The following is a 24110-nucleotide window of genomic DNA, read 5'->3' on the forward strand; positions in this document are numbered from 1 at the left end:
TTTTGCGCGGGAGCTGCACTCCGGCGTGCAAGCGAACGCGCGCGCGCTCTTCGGCATTGCCCGAGAGGCGCTTCGCTTGCGACGGCTGCCGATGACGACGTGTCGCTACAGCGCAGTGCGCCGCGCCATTGGAGCAGAGCGATTGAATCGGTCTGGACGCCGCTGCATTCGATGGCGAGCGGTTGCCGATGCGCAGCAGCGGACATTTCGGTCTGCTGGCGTGGATGCAGTTACGGCGCAGGGCCACGATGGCGCTGGCTTCTGCCTGAATCCTGATTTTGGCGGCAATCGCCCCGTCGTTCGTTGATGCGGCGGGAACAACGCCTGGGACAAGTACGACTGCGAGCGCGGCAACCGTTTCGTTGCGATCCCTGCAAAGCCTGGTCATCTAGCATCGGCATGACACTGCCGCACGCAAAAACAAGGCGGCCCGAAGGCCGCCTTGTTTGACACTACCCGCCTCGATTCACTCAGGCAGGTTCAACCGGCTGGGAAACGATCAGTGATCGCCACGCGGCTTGTTGGTGTCGTCCTGCTGCTCCTGCGCGTCATCGCCATTGCGCGCTGCATCTGCCGGCTCTGCTGCCTCGGACACGACGACCGTCGGCTTCGGCTTCGGCTTGTCGACAGTGTGCTCGTTGGCGTCTGCAGACAGCACGGGTGCGACCGCTGCAGGCCGCTCAGGCGCCTTGTACGGCACCGGCGTTTCGGCCTGCGTCGATGTCGCGGTCGCTGCTGCTGTTGCGTCGGCCGGAGCCAATGCGTCAAGCAGCGTGGTCTGCACCGGAGCGTACGGCTTGCGTGCCGGCGCAGCATCGGCAGCCGGCGAGGTCTGCGGCACCGTGGCGGTGGACGTCGCAGCAACATCGGCAGCCGGGCTTGCCGCCGTTGACGGCTCGGCATGCGACGGCCTGGATGTCACGACGTCTGCCTGCGCGCTGGAAGGCGCAGCGGCGACCGGCTTGGGCACACTGACGGCTGCCGGCGCTGCGTCGGTTTTCGCCGGCTCCGCTTGCGTTGCTGCCGCAGTTGCAGCCGGTGCTGCCTGTTCCTGCCGAGCAACCGCAGGCGCTGCAGCGTCGGCGGCTGCCGACGATGCTGACGGCACCGACGTTGACTGCACAGCCGGCTCGGGCGAACGCTCGACCGGCTGAGCTGCAGGAGCCGCAGCTGGCGTCGCGACCGGAGCCGAGGTGTCAACCTGCGTCGAGGCAGCGGACGGAGCCGAAGCGACAACCGGCGCCTGAGCCGGCGAGGTCGCCGATTCCTGCGCAACAACCGAAGCCTGAGGCGCTTGCGGGCTCGTCGATGCAACGGCAGAAGCCTGCGCAGCCGGTGCCGATGCAGCCGACGCCGTGTTGCTGGCCGAGGCGGTTGCAGCCGGTGCCGCGGAGGCCGCCGATGCATCGCCACGTGCCTGCTCGGCTGCGGTGATTGACGGCGTTGCAGCCTGCTGCTCGAACGACGGCGTGGCATTGGAAACCGGCGCCGTGGTCGACGTCGTGTCGGCCGCCAGCGGTGCTTCCGCACGCTCCTTCGGGACCGGACGCGGCTTCACTGCGGCCGGAACGCTGGATTCCGGCTTGGCGCGTACCGATACCGCGGGCGTGCTCGCGTCATCGTCGAAGTCGAACTCCGGCTGACCGGCGCGCGGGGCAGCCGAGGTGTGGACCTGCGCACCGGCTTCGTCGCTCTCGTTGTCGCTATCGAGATCGCCTTCGGCATCGCCGTCCAGATCGTCCGTCTCCAGACCATCGACGCCGGTACCGCCTTCACCGTTTGCGCCAGCGCCACGACGACGACGACGGCCACCGCGACGACCGCGACGACGACGGCTGCCGCCCTCGCCATTTGCCGCATCATCGCCTGCTGCCTCCGGCGGCTGACCCTCCGCATTTGCATCGGTACCGCGATCGGCCTGCGACTCGGTCACGATGACCTCGACCGGGTGCGCCGGGGTGGCCGCAGCTGCCGCTGCCGGCGTTGCCGGTGCTGCGGTGTCGGCAATTGCCGCGACCACGGTGGCAGTCGTTGCGGTTGCAGCGGTGGAGGTCAGCGTCTGCGCCGAGGCAGTGCCTTCTTCCTGACGCGCAGGGCGCTGCTGCCGCTCGGACGGCGCGCCGTCCTGCTGCTGCGCAGCTGCACGCGGCGGGCGCGGTGCCTGGTTCTGCGGCTTCTGCTTCTGCTGCTGGGCCTGCTGCGGCTGCTTGGGCTGTTGCTGTGCCTCGTTGCGCGGCGGCTTGGGCACCTGCACCTGCTGCGCCTGACCGCCGTTTTGCGCAGCCTGGCCGTTGGCCGGCTGGCGACGCTCGTCACGACGCTCCTTGTTGGCGCCATTGCCGTTGCCGCCATTGCCGCGGTGCTGATTGCCACCGTTGCCGCCATTGCGGGCATCGCGGCCGTCGCGACGCTGGCCGCCACGATCGCCACGCTCGTTGCGGCTGCTGCGGCCGGCATCGTTCTGACGCGGACGCTGGGTCGACTCGGGCGCAGGCGCGACCGGCTCGACGCCGCCGAAGATGCGCTTCAGCCAGCCGACCACACCGGTGACCGGCGCGGGAAGCGGCAGTGGTGCGACCGGAGCCGGTGCAGGTGCAGCGGCAACCGGGGCAGGGGCCTCTTCACGTAGCGGAGCCGGCTGGCTCGGCTTGATCGAGGTCACTGCCGGCGCAGCCGGGATATTCAACTGTGCCTTGGTCAGCGCATGCACCGGCAGCTTGCGCGGGGTGCCACGCTGGTAGCTCGGCTTGCCGCTGTCTTCGCCCAGCTCGTTCTCACGCAACCGCGTGACTTCGTAGTGCGGGGTGTGCAGCTGTTCGTCGGCGACGATGATGATCGGCGACTCGTGGCGCTGCTCGATCTCGCGCAGCGCGCTGCGCTTTTCGTTGAGCAGGTAGTTGGCGATCTCCACCGGGGCCTGGACCAGCACCTGTCCGGTGTTTTCCTTCATGGCGTGCTCTTCGGCCACGCGGATGATCGACAGCGACAGCGACTCGACGCTGCGCATGCGGCCATGGCCGTCGCAGCGCGGGCACACGATCTGGCTGGATTCGCCCAGGCTCGGACGCAGACGCTGGCGGCTCATTTCCATCAGGCCGAAGCGCGAGATGCGGCCCAGCTGCACGCGTGCGCGGTCGTACTTGAGCGCGTTCTGCAGCTTGTTTTCCACTTCGCGCTGGTGCTTGGTCGAGGACATGTCGATGAAGTCGATCACCACCAGACCGCCCAGGTCGCGCAGGCGCAACTGGCGGGCCACTTCCTCGGCCGCTTCCAGATTGGTCTGGAAGGCGGTTTCTTCGATGTCGCTGCCCTTGGTGGCGCGCGAGGAGTTCACGTCGACGGCGGTCAGTGCCTCGGTCTGGTCGACCACGATCGAGCCGCCCGACGGCAGCCGCACGTTGCGCTCGTAGGCGCCTTCGATCTGCGATTCGATCTGGAAGCGGTTGAACAGCGGAATGTCGTCGGTGTAGTGCTTGAGCTTGCGCAGGCTCTGCGGCATCACCTGCTGCATGAACTCCTGGGCATCGGCATACAGCTCCGGCGTATCGACCAGGATTTCGCCGATGTCGGCGCGCAGGTAGTCGCGCAGGGCGCGGATGATCAGGCGCGATTCCTGGTAGATCAGGAACGCGGCCGGCTTGCTCAGCGCCGCCTCGGCGATCGCCTTCCAGGTCTGCAGCAGGTAGTCCAGATCCCACTGCAGTTCTTCGGCGTCACGGCCGACACCGGCGGTGCGGATGATCACGCCCATGTCGTCGGGGATGTCGAGCTTGTCCAGCGCTTCCTTCAGCGCAGCGCGGTCTTCGCCCTCGATCCGACGTGAGACGCCACCGGCGCTGGGCGAATTGGGCATCAGCACCATGTAGCGGCCGGCCAGCGAGATGAACGTGGTCAGGGCGGCGCCCTTGTTGCCACGCTCTTCCTTGTCGACCTGCACCACGATTTCCTGGCCCTCGCGCAACAACTCGCGAATGGTCGACTTGTTGTGGTCGACACCAGCCTGGAAATAGTCGCGGGAGATTTCCTTCAGCGGCAGGAAGCCATGGCGCTCGGCGCCATAGTCCACGAACGCCGCCTCCAGCGAGGGCTCGAGCCGGGTGATACGGCCCTTGTAGATGTTGGATTTCTTTTGTTCCTTGGACGGCTGTTCGATGTCGATGTCGTACAGGGTCTGGCCGTCCACAATCGCCACGCGCAGCTCTTCGGCCTGCGTTGCGTTGATCAGCATTCGCTTCATTGTTGCGTTCCTCTCGCGCTCTACCGCGCGGAACGCCGTGACGTTTCGCCTCTGGAACAGCTTGTCGGCCCTTCGCGCAACGCGCGGACAGGCCTGACCAGGGTTTCCAGCGCTGCAACACCACGGCAGGCCGCGGGAGCGCTTGTCTTAAGTTTTATAGGTGTTTCAGGGCCGGCAGCCGCGTCCGGACGAACCGGGGCAGCGCACGGGACATGTTCAGCGCGACGGTCAAAAACCGCCGGCGATGGCCGGGCAGGCCGGTGAGCCGCTAACATGGCCGCCCCGGGGGCGGTGGTCGCGCACTGTGCCGGAATCATCGGAAGGCAGGCTTCTGGCCAATCAACTTCCAACGAAATCAAACCCTTATCTCGCTCGCCGAGTGTAACAGAATAAAGAGCCGGATGACCGACCCCCAGACCCCCAAGCCGCCCACCGACCGTGTGGGCGTGCGCATTCTCAAAGTTCCGGAAGACCGTGCTGGGCAGCGGCTGGACAATTTCCTGCTCGGCCAGCTCAAGGGCGCGCCACGCAGCCTGATCTACAAGCTGGTGCGCAGCGGCCAGGTGCGCGTGAATGGCGGGCGGGCCAAGGCCGAGCGCAAGCTCGAGGGTGGCGAGGAAGTGCGGATCCCGCCGGTGCGCGTGACCGAGGAGGGCGACAAGGCGGCGCCACCGGCGTCGTTCCTGGCGCGGCTGGAAGCGGCCATCGTGTTCGAGGACGCACGGCTGCTGGCGCTCAACAAGCCCTCCGGGGTCGCCAGCCATGGCGGCAGCGGGATCAGCTTCGGCGCCATCGAAACCCTGCGCGCCCTGCGGCCGAATCAGACCCTGGAACTGGTGCACCGGCTCGATCGCGATACCTCCGGCCTGCTGATCGTGGCGAAGAAGCGTTCGGCGCTGACCGAGCTGCAGGCTTTGATGCGCGAGGACGACCGTGTCGAAGGGCGCGGCATCACCAAGCGCTATCTGACCTTGCTGGTCGGCCGCATGCCCGACGGGGTGATGACGGTCGATGCGCCGCTGCACATCGGGCTGCGCCAGGGCGGCGAGCGGCATGTGCAGGTCAATGCGATCGGCAAGCCCTCGCTGAGCCACTTCAAGCTGCTGGAGCGACGCGGCGGGCACTCCTATTGCGAAGTCCGTATCGAAACCGGCCGCACCCACCAGATCCGCGTGCACGCCCAGCACCTGGGGCACCCGGTGGCCGGCGACGACAAGTACGGCGAAGCGGAGGTCAACAAGCGCCTGCGCGACCAGCTCGGCCTGAAGCGCCTGTTCCTGCACGCCGCTTCGTTGGAATTTGCGCTGGATGCCGGCAAGACGCCCTATGTGTTGAGCGCGCCGCTGGCGCCGGAACTGGCCGAGGCATTAGACCGGCTGGGGCGCTGAGGCCGCAGTTGCGCCGCAGCGTCGCTGACATCCCGGTCGTGGCCGCCAGCGCGTCGCCGACGTGTCCTGGCGGTCGAGCCGATGGTCGTGCCGGCACTGCGGCTGCGGTTCGGCCGGGCGTTAAGGCGTGGCGAAGCGGAACAACACCAGGCTGATCGCCAGTGTGCCCATGCCGGCCACCAGGCCGTAGACCGTCTCGTGGCCCTGCGCGTAGCGCTTGGCCGCCGGCAACAATTCGTCCAGCGCCAGGAACACCATCACCCCGGAAATCAGGCCGAAGACCGTGCCGAACACCGCTTCTGACAGCACGCTGGACAAGGCCAGATAGCCGATGCCGGCGCCGATCGGCTCGGCCAGTCCGCTGAGCAGGCTGGCGCCAAAGGCGTAGAACTTGTTGCGGGTGGCGAAGTACACCGGCACCGCAATGGCGATGCCCTCGGGAATGTTGTGGATGGCGATGGCGAACGCGAGCGGCATGCCGACCGCGGGGCTTTCCAGTGTGGCGAAGAAGGTCGCCAGGCCTTCTGGGAAATTGTGCGCGGTGATGGCGATGGCGGTCATCAAGCCGACCCGGCGGATATAGGCACGGTTATCGTCGCGGAACAGCGGATCATCGCTGGACAGACTCTGGTGCGGGTTGGGCACCAGGCGGTCGATCACCATGATCAGCAGCATGCCGGCCAGAAACGCCAGCGTGCCGAAGGTGAAGCCGAGCTTGTCGTTGTAGGCGTTGGAGAACGAGGCGATCGACTTGTTGAGAATCTCCGACAGCGACACATACACCATCGCGCCGCCGGCAAATGCCAGCCCGAACGCCAGCAGGCGCGGGTTGGGCTTCTTGGAGAACACGACCATCAGGCTGCCGAGTCCGGTCGCCAGGCCAGCGGCCAGCGTGACCGCAAACGCGGTCCAGACATTGTGGGATGACACTTCGAGCATGTGACGCACGACCTCGTGGAATAGAACGTACTCGGCGGGGAGCGTGGCGACTGCTGCTGCGCACTTTGCGCATGGCCACACTGCGGCTGCAGGATGGCCATGCCTGGATGACGAAGGCGTGGTGTCTGGCGCGATAACCCTGACGCGTGCACGCTGGCATGAGGCGCGCACCGTGGGTAGCTGGAGCTGATGCAGGCCGTTCGCCGTGCTCAGCCTTGCGTGTTGCGGGCCGGCGCGGCCGCGCTTCTGCGCGCACTACATCAAAGGCGGCTTAGCCGCCTCGACGCGCACGCTCTTCGATGGCGAAGCATTCGTCCGGGCGCGGCACCGGCGGCTTGAACGCGACCGGCACCTGGATCGTCTGCGGCACTGCCTGGCCATTGCGCGTGGCGGCCCGGAATTTCCACTCGCGCACACGTTTTTGTGCGGCTTCGTCCAGCACCGGCTGACCGCTGCTTTGCGATACCGAGACGTCGGTCGGGGTGCCTTCGACACCGACCACGACCCGGAGCACGGAGGTGCCGCCGATGCCGGCACAGGCCAGCTGCGGCGAGTATTCCGGCGGCGGGGTCTTCAAGGCGGCCAGTTCGGTCGGTGCCACCGCCGGTGCGGTGGGCTGCTGCGACGACTTGCCACACCCGCTGATGCCGACGGCAAGGAACAGGCCGGCGAGGGCGGCGCGAGACAGGGTCATGGGGTGGCTCCTTGATCGTAAAGCTGGGCGGCCTTGGCCGCACAGATGAAGTCGTTTTCGCTCAAGCCGCCCACGTCGTGGGTGGAATAGCGCACCACCACGCGGTCGTAATGCACGCCCAGGTCGGGGTGGTGGTCCTCGCGGTGGGCAATCCAGGCCAGCGCGTTGACGAAGGCTAGCGTGCGGTAATAGTCGGCAAAGCGGAATGTGCGGGTAATCGCCGTGCCCACTTCGGCCAGCTCCCAGCCCGGCACCTGCGGCAGCAGTTCAGCCAGACGCGCTTCGCCAAGCTTGTGGTCGCTGCCCTTGCGCGGCAGGCAATGGGCCTGTTCCAGGGGAATCAGATCGGTCATGACAGTCTCGCAGGGGTGGCGGACAGCGCGTTCACTCAGGATCACGGTGTTCCATGAGCGCAGGCGCATTGGGCGGTAGAATAACCCGCATGATCCAGATATCCGACAAAGCCCAAACCTATTTCCGCAAGCTCATCGAACGCGAGGGCGTGCCCGGCATGGGCGTGCGCCTGAGCGCAGTGGATGCGGGCACCCCGCGCGCCGACGCCCGGCTGGAGTTCGCCGAACCGGCGGACCTGAGCGGCGACGAATGGGCGATCGACTGCGACGGCTTCACCTTATATATCGTCGCCGCCAGCGTGCCCTGGGTGGATGGCGCCGAGATCGACTACGTCACCCAGTCCACCGGCAACCAGCAGCTCACCATCAAGGCACCCAAGATCAAGGGCGAAGCGCCGGCCGAGTCCGCATCGATGGTGGAGCGCGTGCGCTGGGTGGTGGAGAACGAGATCAATCCCCAGCTGGCATCGCATGGCGGCCGCGTGGCGGTGCAGGAGGTCTCGGCAGAGGGTGTCGTGCTGCTGCGCTTCGGCGGCGGTTGCCACGGCTGCGGCATGGCCGATGTGACCTTGAAGCAGGGCATCGAGAAAACCCTGATGGGGCGCGTGCCCGGCGTGATTGCGGTGCGCGACGCGACCGACCACGCCACCGGCGACGCGCCGTATATCCCGCGCGACAGCGCGGCCTGATTCCCCGCCACCGGTGACCACGGCCGCCGATCTGCTGCAGGCACTGCGCGCGCGCATGCCGGGCAAGCTCATCCTGGATCGGCGCACCGGCCTGCCTTACGGCTGGGCAACCTGGATGAGCAGTCGCATCGGGCCGGCGGCTGCGTTCGACGATGACCAGGTGATGGGCGTGCTGCTGGCACGGCCAGCGCCGCCTGCAGGTGCTGGCGTGGCGTTGTTGTCGCCGTTCCAGGCATTTCGCAGCCTGTGGTGGCAGCACTGGGAGCCGCGACCGAAAGACCAGCGACCACAGCACTGGCTGGCGCTGCTCGGCAGCCTGTTGATCCATCTTGGCTTCATCGCACTGCTCATTTGGGTCGTCACGGTGCGCTGGGCGCCGGATGACACCCAGACCGGCGACGAATCACGGGTGCGCATGACCTTCATCGGCGACGGTGCGGCAGAGCAGGGCGGTGGGCAAGGGCAGCCCGCTGACGCTGCGCAGGCCGCCTCGGGCGATGCGGCTTCGGCGTCACAATCCAGTGCATCCGCTGCGACCGGCAGGCCAAGCGCAGCGCCGTTGGCGCCTGCGCCTGTCGAGTCCGTCGACCCTCCTTCAAGCACAGCCCAGGCCCAGGACATCGCGCCGGAACCGGTGGCTGCCGCTGCCAGCGAACCGATAGCGCCGGAGGTGCCACGCGTGACCGTACCGGTGCCGCCGGTGACGATCGAATCGCCGCTACAGGTCACCGAAACACCGGTGGCCACGAACGACTTTGTCGTGCCGCCACCGCCGACGATCACGGTGGCGCCGCGTCCGGTCGCGCCGGCCGCACCGCAGATCGAGGTGCGTCAGCGCGATATCCAGACCGTGACCGAGCAGCCGCAGCTGCGCGAATTGCAGCGTCCCGCCGCGACCGTCGCGATGCGCACTGCCAACGCACCGACGGTGCGCGAGCGGGAAGTCGTCGTGCCGGACCGGCCCCAGGTCGTTGCGCCATCGGTGCGCAGCCGCGAGATCACACCGACGGTGCGCATGCCTGAGGTGGCCATTCGAACGGCCGAATTGCCAAGCGTGCCGGACCCGACGCCCCAGCCGGCACCGGCCGCGCCATCCCAGCAGACGCCGGCGACTCCAGCGCCGACATCGTCGACGTCGGTAGCTGCAGCAACCCAGCCATCGGCGGCCTCCACGCAGCCCAATCAGGCACAGGCGAATTCGGCGCGATCGGCGCAACCCAGCAGCACCACGGCGGCAGCCGCATCCTCAGCCAAGCCGGCGACCAGCAATGCCGGCCCGGCGCCAGCAGACCGCAGCGGCGGCTGGGATGTCGCGGCCAACGCGGACGACTGGAGCAAATCCGACCATCGTCGCGCCGGCGAAACCACAGGCGCCAATGGAGCACGCAACGGCATGTTCAACGCAGACGGCAGCGTTCACGTCGCCGCCGGAGCCGGCGATGCCGGCAACGGCGCCGGTGATCGCGGACCGCCGGGCAGCGAAACCGATACCTGGACCCGCGACCAGATCGCCCAGGGCGGCACCTGGCTCAAACGTCCGCCGTACGGCTACACGCCGACCTCGCTGGACAAGTACTGGATGCCGAACCAGTCGCTGCTGCAGGAATGGGTGCGGCGCGGCCTGAAGAAGATCGAAATCCCGATCCCGGGCACGACCACCAAGATCAGTTGCGTGGTGTCGTTGCTGCAGTTCGGCGGCGGCTGCGGCCTGAGCGACCCGAACCTCAACGATCAACCGGCAACAGCCAGACCGCCGCCGGATGTGCCGTTCAAGCGGGAGCTGCAGGAAGACAATGGGGCTGTGAGGTAGCCGGCCACTGAGTTGGATCTGACATAATATACATTATGCGAAAAGGCGTGGCGTGCGCTGCAATCGCGGGCGCGCTCACTCTGGATCTGGCTTACGTCGTTGCTACCGTCTCGTGGTCCTTCTGATACGGAAATCGCAGCGTGATCGACACCTACGACCGCGTAGACCTTGCCGGCCCTTGGGCCGGTTTTGGTTTCCAGGGCCACCACTTCTTTACGCCTGAGGGCAAAACCATCGAGCCGTGCGATATGCGGTTCTGGTCGCTCACCTGCTGCATCGCGCGTGAGTGGTCTTTGCTGATGGCCACCGAGCGGCAATGCCGGCGAGATGCACCGGAAACGCCTACTGCCACAAGGGTTCCAGGCTCTCGCATTTCTGCAGGAGACAACGTGATCTACCTACGAGACGTGCTGCTGAAACGCCGGCAGCGTGGCCAGGAACGCGAGCAAGAACAGGTGGCCGACGTAGTAGCCGTAGAACGCCACACGCGTGCGAGGAACGACGACACCGCGCGTAGTGGCCAGCTCCGCGAAAGCGATGATCGGAACGGCCAGCACAGCCCACAGGCTGCCATTGAACCAGCACAGCGCAGCGATGGCCACCACGACCGGCCACGGGCTACGCACCGATTTCGCATAATAAGCCCAGCCTGCCACGACCAGCGCAATGCCGGTCCATTGGTAGTCGACGAACAACGGCGCCGGCGCTGCACAGAGCGTCAGCAGCACCCAGCGGCCGCGCTGGATGGCCCAGACGGCCGCCGCGGCCAGGGCGAACGCGAGAAGGACGTTCACCGGCACCCAGTAGCCGAACGCCCATGCGTGGAACGGTTGCGCAAGCACGCCCCACCAGCAAAGACGCCGCACCGACTTGGCTACATCAGCGCCGGGCTGCGCCAGGTTGTATGCCATGACCAATGCGAAGAGCGGAAACGCAATCCGCCCTAGCTCCGACAACACGGGCACGTAACCGTCATAGAAGACCTTGGCCACGTGGTCAAATGTCATGCAGACAAGGGCGATCCACTTCAATAGCTCGCGCGCACTACTGCTCATCACAGATCCCTGGTCGTGGGTGCGGTGTAAGTGCTCGTCTGATACCCAGGCGATTCGGGGAAGCTGCCCAAGGAGCGAGTCGCCCTTTGCACGGACGATGACACCGCCCCGCTCTGCTCCGGCACCTGGGGCTTAAGCTGCGTGGCTTCTGCAACCACGGGGTCCTGCTGCTTCTGCGCCGGACTATGGGGCGGCTTATACGGGTTATATGGCTCGCCCCAACGCGCTATGTCACGGCAGACGTCATCGCGCATCACAACACGAGAATTCTGCTCGGTGACGCATCGACAGCTGTTCTCAGTTGCCATGCAATACACATGCGGATCGGACACCACAGGCCGATCAACGTAAGCAGGTGCCGACCAAGGAACATCGGCAACCAGTGGCACCAACTGCCCAACATAGTCTTCTGCGCTGTTGACCTTAGGACGAGCAGCTGCACCCGCAGACGCAGTGCCCGCCAGCGACGGCCCCACAGGGGCCGTCTTATTGGCGGGCGCAGCGTCTGCTTTCTTCGCGAACATTGTGTCTTGATACACGACGTACCACCCACCGCCGGCCAACAACGCGGCAACAGGCAGAATCATCAATGCCTTTTTCACCAATGCCGGCATCTGATACTTCATCGTGTGGACCTCAGCCGACTTGTAGAACTTGAAGCACTCTGTTGGCTGTTTCCACACTTCGTAGTCGTAGAGTTTTTTAATGCGCGGCAACGGCGACCGCACCTCTTCGATGATCTGACTGTTGCGGAAAATAAAGGTCTTCTGCTTGCCGCTCTGACGTAGCAGATGTTCGTGATAACCGACCAATCCGCGCAGATACGTATCGAGGTAGTTGGGTTGCTGCGTGGCCAGAACCAAACGCACACCGTCGTGTCGAATCGTGGACATTGCCTTGATAGTCTCTACCGGATCACCGCCGCGCCGTGCCGGGAAAAAATGCTGCGCCTCATCAACGAAGAGAATGCACCCAGCGGGTAGCTCCTGCCAATTGTGCGGGTCCGCCCAAGGCGTAGTGCCAGGGACGGCGATGCCGTCGATGTTACAGACGTAGACGTGCGCACCCTTATCCATGAGATAGCGGATGGCCTGGATGATGCGCAAGCTCTTGCCAGATCCTGGCAAGCCGGTCAGCAGTGAAATAGACGCGGTGTCGCCGATCATGTCGCTTGGTTCCTACGTTGAATAAAGATGCGCTCAGCGCCGCGAATGCCGTATGCGCTCAGAATGATGGACACGCCGGCGTCGATCCCAAGCGCGTGCACCCACGTTGCGATGCCGGCAGGCACGGATGACCAAGCGTTCTGTGCGTATTCGATGATCGGGTTGTAGATGAAATGCTGCGCGGCGAAGCCGAGACCGAGCGCCGATAGCAGCCGACCCAACCAGATTGCAGCCTTGAGCTTGACCAGCTTGTGCACCGCATCGGCGGCGTTCTCAAAAAAACTGTTCGCAAAATCGCGGGCCCAATCGAACATCAGATGTTCCTCCCAACCACGAACATCGCGATCACTGTACACATAGCAATGATGACCATCTTTACTGCCGCGATTGCGTCAAAGAAACCGGCCGGGATCACCCACCGCTGACCTTCAATCTCGACATCAGGCAGCAACCCCGCACTACCGTTGCCGCCGACGTTGATGAGGTCCTGACGCAGCTTCAAGCCGCTGCCGCCCTCTTCACCGCCCCAAATGCCCTCAACAACGCCGGCGTCATCGCCGTTACTGATCCCGGCCGCACGTGACGCCATGCCCTGCCCCAGTGCCTCCATTGCGCAGCGCTGCTTCCACTGCTGCAAAACGCCGGCATAAGCTTCGGCTTTGCAAGATTTGCCGGCACAAACCGGCACGTCGCCCTCGGCGCACGTATCGCCCTTGGTGACTTCACTCGCCTGCGTGTTGCACTCGATTTTCCAAGTGAATTTCAACTGGAGACACTTCAGCGTATCGCCCACACAAATTGGTGGGGTGCTGCAATTACCACTATCAGTGGCGCTGTCTTTATCGTCGTTATCCTTCTCGCTGTCGCCACTCTGCGAGCCGTTGCCCGACGTGTTGCCCGTTCCATCAGCGCTGTTATCGCCACTTGAATTCTTAGAGGTGCCGGCAGGCACACTGCTGTAGTTGGTCACGTTATAGGTCGTGCACGTGTTGTTGACACACGTAGTCTGCTGGTGCCCTTCCTTGCGCTGCCAATCACCGTCTGGCGGTGGAATCGGAGGCGGTGTCACCGGATCGCCCTTGGGCGATTTGACCTGGGCATCAGTTACATCATTCTTCTTGCCGGTCTCCGTTGGCGTCCAGCAGAACGTTTTGCCGCTCGATGCTGTCGCACAGTAGTCGCCATTTGGTTTGACGCAACCCGTCTGACCGGAACCAAGCGCGGTGCACTCAGGTGCTTTTGGCGTCTTGGCCTCGTCCTGCTCTTTGGTGGTTTCACCAATGTCGTTAGTAGGCTTGGTGGGAGCACAAACATCGCCGTTATAGGTACGGTCTTTCATGCCGTAAACCTTGACAGGTCCCTGTGCCTGACTATATGACGTGCCCTGCACTTCGCAGCCACCTACACAGGTTGAAGGCGGGGTATAGCCGATAGCATCGGTCAGCTTCGTAGAGTTGCGCTGCGCACAGGTCTGACTACCGTAATAGAAGTTATAGGAACCCTGATCACCATCTGCGTTATGGCACCGAGTGCCCCCGTTCGCAGATACAACACACACATAGCTACTTCCCTCACCAGCTCCCGAGGCCAAACAGTTCTGCTCTACCCGTATCTGGCTAGGCGCCCATCCCTGTGCCTGGAGATACGTCTTGGTGCGCTCAATAGCTGATGCGCACATTGCATACGCAATACCCTGATCGCACACCTTACCGCCTTGTGGGCAATCAGCAGCCCGTGCAGAAGGCGCCGCACACATCTGCAGCAAGGCGGCAAACACTATGGCGACCAGTGCGTATGCAACTCGACGCACAACCGCACGTGCGAAATACCCACCAAGGCCGCGCATCAGTTCCAGCCTGACGCAGAGACATGTGCTGCGTGAATCAGGAACACCAACACAATTAGACCTTCCATTGCATCCCCCAAATTGAAAAAGGGAGGGTTTCCCCTCCCCTGCTATGCCGCTGATTGGCTCACTTGCCGCCGATCAGGCCCAGGGCGCGAAGGGTCCAGCGGCCGAGTGCAAACGCGGCCAGGATGCTGACACCGACAGCGGTGTACGTAACGACCTTGCTGATGATCTCGCCACCATCGAAATCGCCGCCGCCGGAAGCGAAGGCGAAGCCGGGCATTGCCATGAGTGCGGTGCTGCCAACGAGTGCGGCCGTCTTGGCGTTGGAAGCAGCGGACTTGGCCTTGGTGACGATGGTGGAAATGTTCTTGTGCATTGACGCTATTCCTCTATGGATTTTGGATTGAGCAGTCCTTTAACGACTGCGAGGGACATCAGGCCGATGAAGTACGCTCCACCCACCATCGCGGCCTGTTCGATAGTGGGAAGTGGTGTCGTCCAGTCCGTTTGATCTATCCAGGCTTGGACCTCGCATTGCTGCGTTGAATCGTTGTATTGCGTGCAGGTCAGGACCTTTGCCATTGCCTAGCCTCCCTGCCCGCCTGCCTTACGCTGCCTGCCGCTGAGCAGGCTTGCCGGCCTGCGGATCGACCAGCGTCATGCGACGCGCCAGTTCGACACCAAAACGGCCCGGCACCAGATCGGTGACCAAATCCCATTCCTTGACCGTGCCGACCGCGTAGCCCTTATCGGGACCGTCGCACTCAACTTCGATCTGGATGCGCATAGCTTCGGTTTCGAGCGTGGCGCGCTGGCTGTAAATGGCCTTCGGCATGCCCTTCGAGGTGGTGACGGTGCGGGTTTCGACGGCGCTGTTGATCGTGATCTTCGGTGCGTTGCTCATGGTCTTCGTTCTCTCTGTTGATTGGGCTTGCGTCGGTTGGGTTACTGCGAAATTCGGGCGGTACTGTGGGGTCAAGCTAAGGCCCCCCTTACCCCCCGTGCCGGGGGGTGGCGGTGCCGTAGCGATGACCGTGCGCGTTGCGTTGCATCTGCCGCTCGGGGCTGACTGTCACGGTGTCTGCCTACCGGTCGCTTTAGGTCGCCTGCGAGCAAAGGCGGGTCTCCAGGGGTGGATTCCTGACGTTGCCGTGCTGGTTGCTCGTAGGCGAACAGGCTGCGGCTTCGGTGCCTCCCAGACCGGGGGCTGTGTTGCACGTCCCGGTGAACGATCACCGGCGGTTTCGTTGACCAGTCCGTAGGGGCCCTGCCCCTACACCCCGGTTCAATGCGTCGATACTCCCCTTGCGAGTTGTTTGATCGAATTCGGGCTGCACAGGGCGGCGCGTGTAGTCGATCGGCGGTGGTGTCCAGGCGCCGAAGTTCTTCGACACGTCCACCACTCCCCCTTTCGTTACGTACTTCGACACGTAGCCGGTTATATCCAGCTGGCTGCGTGGTGCCTCTATGCGATTACGTCCGAATTCCTTGAACCAAAATTCATGCCACTCGTAGCGGCTCATTAGCCGGTTTAAATCATCGGTAGGTGCAGCTGCGACGGCGTGGAAATGCAATCGACCGTCTTTGTGGAACTCTTGCCCCCGTGCCCACTGGATGCCGCGATGCGGTCTCTTTGACCAGGCCGGCCCATAAATGCTGCGGTTGATGCTTGCTGCAAAGAATCGGAACGCTTTGTCAGCCTTTTCTTCGTGGACACCACCGGTGCGGCCGGCTTCTTCGATTCGAAAGGTGAGGGTCCAGAACTGTTGCCACTGCATGCGCTGTAAGAGCTCTGCATATCCCTGCGCTTCGAGATCAGCACGCCGCAATCGGTGCAGACCGTCAACTTCGCATCCCACGCGTTCAACGTCTGAAACTGCGCTCCCCCGCACTGATAGCAAGGGCTGTTCGGGTAATGGGCTAGCCTGGACGGCTGCGTCTTCATGGCTCATCGCCCTGCCCCGAGCCTACCCACCTGATGCGTTCCTCTATCAGTCGGTCTAGCTCGGCGCGTTCGTCGTCGGTTTCGGCTTTCTTTTTCAGCTCGATCAGCTGCCAGAATTTCAATTCGCCCGGGTTCATGCGCGGGCCTCGCGTAATGCCTTGCATTCGGCAAGGTGTTCAAGCGCAATCGCTTTTATTTCGCGCCAGAACTTTAAAGACGGCGCGCGGCGGGTCGGGAATAAATCGCGTTGAATAAGCTTTGATTCAACGTAGTCCAGCGCAATGCGTGCGCCGCGTTCGGTATCGGTGGGCCGTGCCATCAGAACTCACCGGGCGAAAAAAAGTGAGCGAGATAAGCCATAACGCCTACGCCCGTTGCGCACAGGAAAACCGCTGCAACGTCATCCCAGGGAGACGCGAGGTAGTGATACGCGACGATCAGCGCGGAGACGACAGCGCCAAACGCCCAACCACCGGCGACGAACTTAAGAAAGTCTTTCATGGTGCTGCCCCCTGCCCGGTGCCCGGTAGATCCCGCCACACCGGCACCGGGCGGGGCCGGGGGCGGGCTGTCCGATGTTTATCAGACAGGTGGAATTGTAAAGTAAACGTCGGACACGTGTCCAACGTTTATCAGACAGCAAGGTGCCGTACGTCGGCCCCTAGCTACCGTTCATCGGGAGGGTATTGACGTGGCAATAGTTGCAACACTCATGGACAAGGCGCGGGCAAAACGCGGCCTCACGTCGGATACCGCTATAGCTAACGAGCTGAAACGATCTCGACAAGTTGTAAGTCAGTGGCGCAACGGCGACGCGTATCCGGACGAAGAACTCATTGTCATCCTCGCAGAGATGGCAGGAGACGACCCTAGCGAATGGCTAGTCGCAGTACGGGCAATCAGGAGCGACGGAAAGGCAGGCAAAGCGTGGGCAGCGCTTTCAAAGCGTTTAGCAGGAACGGCTGTAGCTGTTCTGGTCTGCATTGGCGCTGCCCTGCCGGGCCGAGCTGAAGCAGCTGCGCTACGTGAAATACATCACGCTTTCACGGTCAATGCGGCGGACATAACGCTCACCGTCTATACATTATGCGAAATTGCGTATCGGGCGATGCGTGCACGACTACGCTGGATCTGGCTTTGGATCAAACCTTGCTGCCAGTTTTCTTAATTCGTGTCCTTTTTGTTTGGATCATGCTCCTCATTGATTTTGAAGGGCTTTTTCCCTCCTGCGAGACACGATCTTAAGTGACGTCTGGGTGCTCTCCGCACAGTCAGCACGGCACCATGGCTTGCGTGGGATCAGGGAGCCGCTTTGCCGCAACTTTGCCTAGAGCGCACGGGTTTTGGATGCTTGGGCTGACTCCGTCCAAAATGTTGCTGCCAGGCTGCTTCGAGTGCTGCGGGCAGATCTTTCAATTTGACCAGTTGTGCCTCAAGCGCATCAGCGCGTGCCTGCTGGATCGTGACGGAAACATTGCCTTGTGCGCGTTCTAGCGCTTGCTCAAATTGGCGCTCAGCCGGCGCGTAGCTAGCTGCTGCTCGGCCTGCATGGACTCCTGACGCGCACGATCGATCTCTCAGCATGTGCCCGGTCTTCAGTGGTGCGCATATGCTGGTTCAACAAGATCCTACGCGGTTGGCACCGTCGGGTAGCGGATCTGGACGCCGATCAGGTGCTGCGGCTGGCCATCCTGACCGATATTGATCGCGACAACCGCGCTTACTACCGCGCTTACTATCGGCTGGGCATCGCGCCAGCAACTGTCGGCGGGCCGGATGATGCGGCCAAGACATTGATGATCGCATCGCGCTCAAAGACGGGCGACATCGACGTCGGCGGATTCCGGATCGCGGCGGTCATAGCTTCCACGCTGGCGCCAAGGCCTCTGCTGCCTTGGCTTATGGACCCGTCCGACTTGGCATCTACCGATCCGGCCGAAGACAGCATGCGTCAGGATATGGTGCGCAGTGCCCGGCAGGCCGGCTGGGCAGAGCTTGCGCAGATAATGGAATCGTTCCCGCCAGCGGTGATGGAGCAGGAGGATGTACCCGTTCTATTGGCGAGCGCGGCTGGTCACATGTGGGGAACCCCTGATTGTTCGCCAACGGCACTCTGAATCGGCCTCCCTTCCCTACCCCCGATAAAGCTTCCTAATCCCTTACCCCGCCGATGTCTTCTTCCAGCCCACCAACGTAAGTTCGCTTGGTTGATTTGGATGTCCGGCGGAGGCTGGAAGCGGTCGGCCAGTTTCGTCCTCAGTCAATGGACATGTGTCCAGTCATGCGCGTTAGGCGGGCCACGTACGGACAATAACCTGTCAGAATCGTTCACCCTTAGCACTGCCGAGTTAAGCATCTATGAGAATCTTGGCAACCAACCTCGGGCATGATGGAGCAGTAGCGCTGATCGAAGACGGCCAGCTGGTCTTCTCGCTCGAAGCCGAGAAGGATTCGAATGATCGGTACGCAGCACTTTCCAATCTAGATGTCATGCAAGGCATCGGTGAGCTGGATGGGATCCCGGACACAATCTGCGTCAGCGGTTGGTGGGCTCGAGATCATGAAGAGTTCCTCAACGGCTCACGCGTAAATGCGGGTTATCTTGGCATCACCGATGCCAATACAATCGTTGGAAGCAGGCGATTCCTTAAACAGGATGTTCGCTACTTCTCATCGACACATGAGCGGGCGCACATTCTTTGTGCATTTGGCATGTCGCCTATTCCTAAGGGAACTCCGTGCTACGCGCTGGTCTGGGAAGGTTCCATTGGCGCGTTCTATTCGCTCGACTCCGACCTCAGAATCACCAAAATCGGCGAGCCACTGACTTCGCCGGGGAATCGGTACGCTCTCCTGTATGGCTTGGCGGACCCCAGTTTTCCAAAGGACGGACACTTTCCGCGTCCTTCTGATGCTGGAAAGCTCATGGCGCTTGCGTCGTTTTCCACACGCTCCGTTCCGACCATGGAGGAAGGCAACTTAATGCGCTTTCTTCTTGGCGGCACCTATAGAAAGTTGAGCGACTATGAGGAGCTGTCCATCGCTCCGCATCTCAATGCGGGTCTTGAAGACCCTGAGTTCCGCAACTTTGCGGGCATCTATAGCGATGCGATTTTCGATACTTTCCTAAATTTCGCTAGGGCCAATTTGACAGAGAAGCGACCGCTGATCATCTCCGGTGGTTGCGGGCTCAATTGCGACTGGAACACAAAGTGGAGGAATTCCGGATGCTTCACCGACGTCTTCGTGCCGCCGGTAGCGAACGACTCAGGCGCGGCCATCGGTACTGCGATCGATGCTCAACTAAAGTTCACGGGAGAGCCAAAGATCGCTTGGGACGTATACAGCGGTCTTGGTTTCCGTATGGATAGTTGCCCGTCTCCGGCACGCTATGAGATCTTCCCTGTGAACTCCGCTGACGTTGCGGAGTTGCTGGCAAGTGGCCTCATTCTCGGCTGGGTAAGCGGCCGATATGAGATTGGGCCCCGCGCTCTCGGAAATCGCTCGATCTTAGCTGCGCCCTTCAAGCGCTCAACCACAGCGCGCCTGAATCAGATCAAGCGGAGGGAGAGCTTTCGTCCAGTAGCGCCAGTGTGCCTGAGCGAGGACTCCAAGATGCTGTTTGGATGCGATCAAGAAAGTCCGCACATGCTTTACACCTACAGTGTCGCTACCGAAGCTTTGGATGCTATCACCCACGCGAACGGATCCGCGCGAGTTCAGACAGTAACGGCCGAGAGAAATCGCCCCCTTTACGAGCTTCTTCTCGCGTTCAAGGCGCGCACCGGCTATGGCGTGCTCTGCAATACCTCTCTCAACTTCAACGGTAAGGGCGCGCTAAACGGAATGAGCGACCTTGACAAATACGCTAGCGAGAACAGCCTCGATGGATTTGTGGTTGAGGGCTTGGCGTATTTGTCGAGAGATTCGAGAAGCGCAATGTCTTACCTAGCTGGTGCCTCGCGGCCATGATCTCAGGGCGCAACGGCGCCGGGGGGTCGCAGCCACGGAGTTTGGAGAGAAGCTTAACTGTTCCTCCAGAAGGCTTCGAGGAACGCGATGACCTTCGTTCCGATTTCACCCGGAAGCTAATCGAGCAACAGATTGTCGGTACGGACCGACGCGGACTTGATGCGAGCCTTAGCGAGACGATACCTTTCCACTTGATCCAGTACTGGCATGACGATACTTCTGTGCCTGAGGATGTCAGCGCGTGCCTTAGCAGTTGGCAGCGTTTGGGTTCAGAAGGTTTCCGATTCTCGATGTTCAACGATGACTCGGCGGCAGCTTACATTGAACGCAATTACGGATCTGCCGAGCAAACGGCGTTTGCGCGATGCCATCACCCTGCCATGCGATGCGACTATTTGCGCATGTGCGCCTTGATCGCCGAGGGCGGCCTCTACGTAGATGCTGACGACGTGCTGCATGGGGATGACTGGAAGGAACTCTTTCAAGATCGGACTCTCAAAGTTCAGCCACTGTGTTACGACCTTCGATCTAGATCGATGATTCCTTCAGCCGAGATCTGGCGAGCAGATTGTCGAACTAGCGAACGAATCTTTTACGTCAATAACGATCCTATTGCCGCCCCTCCCGAGCATCCCGTGCTGTGTCGTGCCCTAAGTCGTGCAACTGCGCGGCTAATTGGCAGCCAAGAACGGCTAGAGATTCAGTCGACGACGGGGCCTGGAAACCTGACAGCGGCGTTAGCAGCGCATTCCCGCAGTCTGCTCCTAGAAGATCGTGAACTAGATTTCAGGCTGCTGCTCGATTGGGAGAGCATTGCGGAGACTCGGTGGGAACTGTCATACCGGAAAGACGAACGCAACTGGCGCAACGTAAACCCATTTTAACCAGCACGGCTCTGAGAATAACTTGAATCTCCAGAAGGTCTCCGGACTCGCTCGCCGACTATGGTTTCAGATTCGAGACGCCTTGGTTACGGCGTTGCCGCGCTCTCGCATAGCTGCGTTTGGTTCAGGCGACGATCGCATCAGCAAGATCTTCCTCATCAACTTGGACCGGCAGCCGCTGAGACTCAAGCGGTCCCTTCGCGAGCTTGATAGATTTATTACACGAGAAAGCGTGCCGCTTTGTTCAATCACACGCCGCATCCGCGCGATCGATGCTCGAGATGGCCGTGCCGTGGCCGCGACCTCCGATGTCGACGCGGTCTACCGAGTTGGAGACCAGTTGCACGTACAGCCGGACGCGCGGTTAGCGAACTGCTTCGCGCCAGAGCAGGCCATCCTCATGACGCGTCAAGAGGTAGCTGTGGCTCGTTCTCACATTGAGGTTTGGAAGGCAATTGCTAACGAGCCTACCGGCTTCTCGCTGATATTGGAGGACGATGTCTACTTCGCCTTTGGCGCCGCCAAGGCGATCGCGAAGGGGTGGGAGGAGGCTCTAAGGCGCCGCGGATCAAGCGGCGGTCCGCATCTTCTCTACTTGTCTTACGAAGATGCTGGTGGAACCGCGGAGCGTATAGAGGTCAGTTCCATGCTCTTCCGTCCAGTTAGGGGTCTTTGGTTCCTGTCTGGCTACGTCCTGTCCCGCGAAGGAGCCGAGGCATTACTTAGAGCTATGCCCGTCGTCGGACCGGTCGACATGTGGATGAACTTTCGTTTTGCCGAAATCGACGCGCTTGCGCTCGCTTCGCCTGCGATTCTGCAAAGGGCTGACAGCGAGTCAGCCAATTCCTATTCAGTGCTGCCATATCTAGCGCGGGCCGGAATCGTTGATGTGGGTTCCGGCCCTCTTGCCATCACTCGGCAACATGTTGGTCCAGTGCTCGCTTGGAGCGCGCGAGGTGAGCACGAGGGGTTGGCGATGGCACTTTCGATGTTGGGCCTTCGGGTGCTCGTTTTCAAGAGAGGCGAGGACACTCTTAGCGAAGAGGCACTTGTGCGTCTTTGGGCTGAGTTCGATGCAATAGTCGACGCTCCACTCACACCTACAGCGCTGCATGCCGCGCTGGAGCGTGCGGATGCTAGGTTTGTTCTTGACTCTGATGCGCCGGAGCGTCGAGATTTCGAGCCACTGGGCCCCTTGTGTACTGCGTTGTGCTTGGTCAATGGTGAGGGTCGCGAGCGCTGGCGAGCACTCTGCGAACTGTTAGCTCTCGAAATTCCGGTTGATGCATTCCCTATTGGGGCAACGAGAGAACAGGGGGTGTTTCGAGACAGCCGGCGGCATGGCGACCGCGCAAGTAACTCTCGCTCATTCACGCTCAACCCTATGGACTCGTCGCCATGGATTCTCCCGCCGTCAAGCAAATGGAGTCCAAGCTCTCAGCGACCCCACGCTTCTCCTTTCGTTGCAGCGCAGTATTGGTCGGCGAAGGAGCTGAGCCTCTTATCAGGATTTCACGCGACCTTAGGAACCTTTCCTGGAAGTTTGGCTTGGTTCTCGCCCAAGTCCGTCGCTCATCATGACGGCGAAGTCCAGCTGACGCTGAGCGAACCAGGCGAGAGCGGCCGCCGATACCGTTCGGGAGCACTCGCCACCCCGAATGACTTTTTATACGGACGATTCGAGGCAGATATCCGCCCAGCTGCCGGTGCAGGGCTAGTGACGGGCTTTTTCCTGCATCGAGATAATCCGCGGCAGGAAATCGATCTTGAGTTCGTAGGGGATGACACGCGCCGATTGCTGGTAAACGTCTACTTTAACCCCGGCGACGACGGGGCGAGGATGAGCTTTGGATACCGAGGCAGTCCTTGCCGCATCGACCTCGGCTTCGATGCTGCTGACTCGTTTCATCGTTACGCGATAGAGTGGCGGCCAGGGTACATAGCATGGAGCGTCGACGGCCGGATCGTTCATGAGCGCTTCAATTGGGATCCAACCCCAATTCCTCACCTACCTATGCGCTTTCACCTCAACCTTTGGGCAGCCCGTTCGACTGACCTTGCGGGTCGCATCTGCCCGGAAATGCTCCCGGCGACGGCGATCTTTCGTGAACCCTCCGTTGAACCGTAGGCTTCGGCTGTAATCGCGACGGAGGCAAGCGGCCATCGTACAAAAGAGGTATTGAACGACAGCACCCATGCACTCCGCAGACTTGGCAGTGTTCGGTGCAGGCTACGTGCTCCGCTGCGAAACAAGCATCGCGCTTTCCGTACCAAGTTTCCGCTTTGGATCGAAAGCTGCTCTTCCCTACCCCCGATAAACATCCCTAATCGATAGCCACATTCCCCCAGGCTGTACTCCTTAGCCAAGCCCGTTTTTGGTCGGAGACGGACCTTTATCTGTATCTGTTGAATCGTCGCGGCCGTCGTTGCTGTGGGAAGCACGGTGGTGACCGCGCAGACACCGCTCGCCGCTGTCAGGCCGATGCCGGTGTGGCGTGTGCACTTGGTGGTGGTCGCTGTGTTGATGATCGCAGCCGCAGCAGTTCCGGCGTTTACCGGGCAACTGGCGCAGAGCGACTACTTCAAGGACTTGCTGGCGGCCCATGAAGCCGTCAGTGCCGAGCCGGGCGTGCAGTCCGCGCGCGTCGTGCACAACACGGTGTTCGGCACGCCGAATGTCGAATCTGTGGTTGTGCAGGTCAACCTGTCCGAACGGCGCATCGACGACAAAGCGTTGGCGGAGCACATTGCCAAAGTCGTCCTCGCCAATGACAAGAAGGCGGCCGCCATGTCGGCGATCCACGTCACCCTGGTCTATGGCTACGACCTGGGCATCGCATCGTCCTGGCGCTCGATGGGGTATCAGTTCGCGCCGAAAGCGTTGGCGGCGGCCGGTGAGAGCGATGCCGCAGCGAGAAGCAGAAAGTAGCGTCTCCTACCATGCCGAAAAGAATGCCTGCGATACGGCGTGGGATGGGTATCGAGGGAACTTGCGCGGCTTGTGCAGCGCAGGCGGTTGCCAAGCCTGTGGTCAGCGCGTCGCCGCAAACGTTGGCGCCCCACTCCGCTGAAACGAGCTGGTTTCCTGGGCAACCGCCTGCAGTGTTCCTGCAGCCGGTTACGCAT

23 protein-coding genes and 2 pseudogenes are annotated in these 24110 nt (G+C 62.0%); 10 read left to right on the forward strand and 15 right to left on the reverse strand.

The window, feature by feature from the left end; translation table 11 throughout:
- Positions 1–499: 499 nt before the first annotated feature.
- Positions 500–4228: an Rne/Rng family ribonuclease gene (locus AC1KVE_RS17390; RefSeq protein ID WP_481092824.1), complete on the reverse strand. Its 3729-nt coding sequence runs from the start codon at positions 4226–4228 to the stop codon at positions 500–502.
- 410 nt (positions 4229–4638) lie between these two features.
- On the opposite strand from AC1KVE_RS17390, the gene AC1KVE_RS17395 reads away from it, so the two are divergent.
- Complete coding sequence (locus tag AC1KVE_RS17395) at positions 4639–5625, forward strand: RluA family pseudouridine synthase (RefSeq protein WP_046342788.1); 987 nt, start codon at positions 4639–4641, stop codon at positions 5623–5625.
- Between the two features lie 120 nt (positions 5626–5745).
- Here AC1KVE_RS17395 and zupT read toward each other — a convergent pair whose 3' ends face one another.
- The 3 genes from zupT to AC1KVE_RS17410 form a co-directional block, all read right to left on the reverse strand.
- Entirely contained in the window at positions 5746–6564 is an 819-nt protein-coding gene (gene zupT, locus AC1KVE_RS17400; protein ID WP_016904561.1) for a zinc transporter ZupT, read from the reverse strand.
- A gap of 271 nt (positions 6565–6835) precedes the next feature.
- Positions 6836–7258, reverse strand: a complete 423-nt coding sequence (locus AC1KVE_RS17405; protein WP_039527161.1) for an energy transducer TonB — start codon at positions 7256–7258, stop codon at positions 6836–6838.
- Complete coding sequence (locus AC1KVE_RS17410; RefSeq protein ID WP_024938664.1) at positions 7255–7611, reverse strand: 4a-hydroxytetrahydrobiopterin dehydratase; 357 nt, start codon at positions 7609–7611, stop codon at positions 7255–7257. The genes AC1KVE_RS17405 and AC1KVE_RS17410 overlap by 4 nt, the downstream gene beginning before the upstream one ends.
- A gap of 89 nt (positions 7612–7700) precedes the next feature.
- On the opposite strand from AC1KVE_RS17410, the gene AC1KVE_RS17415 reads away from it, so the two are divergent.
- The 3 genes and pseudogenes from AC1KVE_RS17415 to AC1KVE_RS17425 form a co-directional block, all read left to right on the forward strand.
- On the forward strand, positions 7701–8300 hold the full coding sequence (locus AC1KVE_RS17415; protein WP_024938663.1) for an NfuA family Fe-S biogenesis protein: 600 nt from the start codon (positions 7701–7703) through the stop codon (positions 8298–8300).
- 13 nt (positions 8301–8313) lie between these two features.
- Positions 8314–10110, forward strand: coding sequence for a transmembrane repetitive protein (locus AC1KVE_RS17420; protein ID WP_478204415.1), 1797 nt, complete (start codon positions 8314–8316; stop codon positions 10108–10110).
- A gap of 140 nt (positions 10111–10250) precedes the next feature.
- Positions 10251–10601, forward strand: a pseudogene (locus AC1KVE_RS17425) (DUF3653 domain-containing protein); the annotation flags it as partial.
- On the opposite strand, the gene AC1KVE_RS17430 reads toward AC1KVE_RS17425, so the two are convergent.
- The 11 genes from AC1KVE_RS17430 to AC1KVE_RS17480 all read right to left on the reverse strand — a co-directional run bounded on the left by AC1KVE_RS17430 (position 10509) and on the right by AC1KVE_RS17480 (position 16629).
- Positions 10509–11165, reverse strand: coding sequence for a TraX family protein (locus AC1KVE_RS17430; RefSeq protein ID WP_481092817.1), 657 nt, complete (start codon positions 11163–11165; stop codon positions 10509–10511). The pseudogene AC1KVE_RS17425 and the gene AC1KVE_RS17430 sit on opposite strands and share 93 nt — an antisense overlap.
- Positions 11165–12331, reverse strand: a complete 1167-nt coding sequence (locus AC1KVE_RS17435) for a zonular occludens toxin domain-containing protein (protein WP_481092816.1) — start codon at positions 12329–12331, stop codon at positions 11165–11167. The genes AC1KVE_RS17430 and AC1KVE_RS17435 overlap by 1 nt, the downstream gene beginning before the upstream one ends.
- Positions 12328–12645 (reverse strand): DUF2523 family protein, encoded by a 318-nt coding sequence (locus tag AC1KVE_RS17440; protein WP_481092815.1) that lies wholly within the window; start codon positions 12643–12645, stop codon positions 12328–12330. Before AC1KVE_RS17440 ends, AC1KVE_RS17435 begins: the two co-directional genes overlap by 4 nt.
- Positions 12645–14177, reverse strand: coding sequence for an A coat protein (locus AC1KVE_RS17445; RefSeq protein ID WP_481092814.1), 1533 nt, complete (start codon positions 14175–14177; stop codon positions 12645–12647). Before AC1KVE_RS17445 ends, AC1KVE_RS17440 begins: the two co-directional genes overlap by 1 nt.
- 127 nt (positions 14178–14304) lie before the next feature.
- Complete coding sequence (locus AC1KVE_RS17450) at positions 14305–14559, reverse strand: hypothetical protein (RefSeq protein WP_481092813.1); 255 nt, start codon at positions 14557–14559, stop codon at positions 14305–14307.
- A gap of 5 nt (positions 14560–14564) precedes the next feature.
- Entirely contained in the window at positions 14565–14765 is a 201-nt protein-coding gene (locus tag AC1KVE_RS17455) for a hypothetical protein (RefSeq protein ID WP_481092812.1), read from the reverse strand.
- 25 nt (positions 14766–14790) lie between these two features.
- Positions 14791–15087 (reverse strand): hypothetical protein, encoded by a 297-nt coding sequence (locus tag AC1KVE_RS17460; RefSeq protein ID WP_046933840.1) that lies wholly within the window; start codon positions 15085–15087, stop codon positions 14791–14793.
- Positions 15088–15415: 328 nt separating this feature from the next.
- Positions 15416–16135, reverse strand: a complete 720-nt coding sequence (locus tag AC1KVE_RS17465; RefSeq protein ID WP_481092811.1) for a rolling circle replication-associated protein — start codon at positions 16133–16135, stop codon at positions 15416–15418.
- Complete coding sequence (locus AC1KVE_RS17470) at positions 16125–16265, reverse strand: hypothetical protein (RefSeq protein WP_164738694.1); 141 nt, start codon at positions 16263–16265, stop codon at positions 16125–16127. Before AC1KVE_RS17470 ends, AC1KVE_RS17465 begins: the two co-directional genes overlap by 11 nt.
- Positions 16262–16447 (reverse strand): hypothetical protein, encoded by a 186-nt coding sequence (locus AC1KVE_RS17475; protein WP_481092810.1) that lies wholly within the window; start codon positions 16445–16447, stop codon positions 16262–16264. Before AC1KVE_RS17475 ends, AC1KVE_RS17470 begins: the two co-directional genes overlap by 4 nt.
- On the reverse strand, positions 16447–16629 hold the full coding sequence (locus AC1KVE_RS17480; protein WP_127170437.1) for a hypothetical protein: 183 nt from the start codon (positions 16627–16629) through the stop codon (positions 16447–16449). Before AC1KVE_RS17480 ends, AC1KVE_RS17475 begins: the two co-directional genes overlap by 1 nt.
- A gap of 211 nt (positions 16630–16840) precedes the next feature.
- Here AC1KVE_RS17480 and AC1KVE_RS17485 point away from each other — a divergent pair, with 211 nt between their 5' ends.
- The 6 genes and pseudogenes from AC1KVE_RS17485 to AC1KVE_RS17510 form a co-directional block, all read left to right on the forward strand.
- Complete coding sequence (locus AC1KVE_RS17485; RefSeq protein WP_481092809.1) at positions 16841–17296, forward strand: DUF3693 domain-containing protein; 456 nt, start codon at positions 16841–16843, stop codon at positions 17294–17296.
- Positions 17297–17801: 505 nt separating this feature from the next.
- The gene (locus tag AC1KVE_RS17490) at positions 17802–18245 is read left to right on the forward strand and encodes a hypothetical protein (RefSeq protein WP_481092808.1); all 444 of its coding nucleotides are present in this window, start codon (positions 17802–17804) and stop codon (positions 18243–18245) included.
- Positions 18246–18495: 250 nt separating this feature from the next.
- Positions 18496–20100 (forward strand): carbamoyltransferase C-terminal domain-containing protein, encoded by a 1605-nt coding sequence (locus AC1KVE_RS17495; protein WP_481092807.1) that lies wholly within the window; start codon positions 18496–18498, stop codon positions 20098–20100.
- Between the two features lie 191 nt (positions 20101–20291).
- Positions 20292–20984, forward strand: coding sequence for a glycosyltransferase (locus AC1KVE_RS17500; protein WP_481092806.1), 693 nt, complete (start codon positions 20292–20294; stop codon positions 20982–20984).
- Between the two features lie 22 nt (positions 20985–21006).
- Positions 21007–23112: a family 16 glycosylhydrolase gene (locus tag AC1KVE_RS17505; RefSeq protein WP_481092805.1), complete on the forward strand. Its 2106-nt coding sequence runs from the start codon at positions 21007–21009 to the stop codon at positions 23110–23112.
- Between the two features lie 263 nt (positions 23113–23375).
- A pseudogene (locus tag AC1KVE_RS17510) lies at positions 23376–23913 on the forward strand (RDD family protein); the annotation flags it as partial.
- Positions 23914–24110 lie beyond the last annotated feature (197 nt).

The sequence above is a fragment of the Xanthomonas sp. NCPPB 2864 genome, from assembly GCF_056675615.1.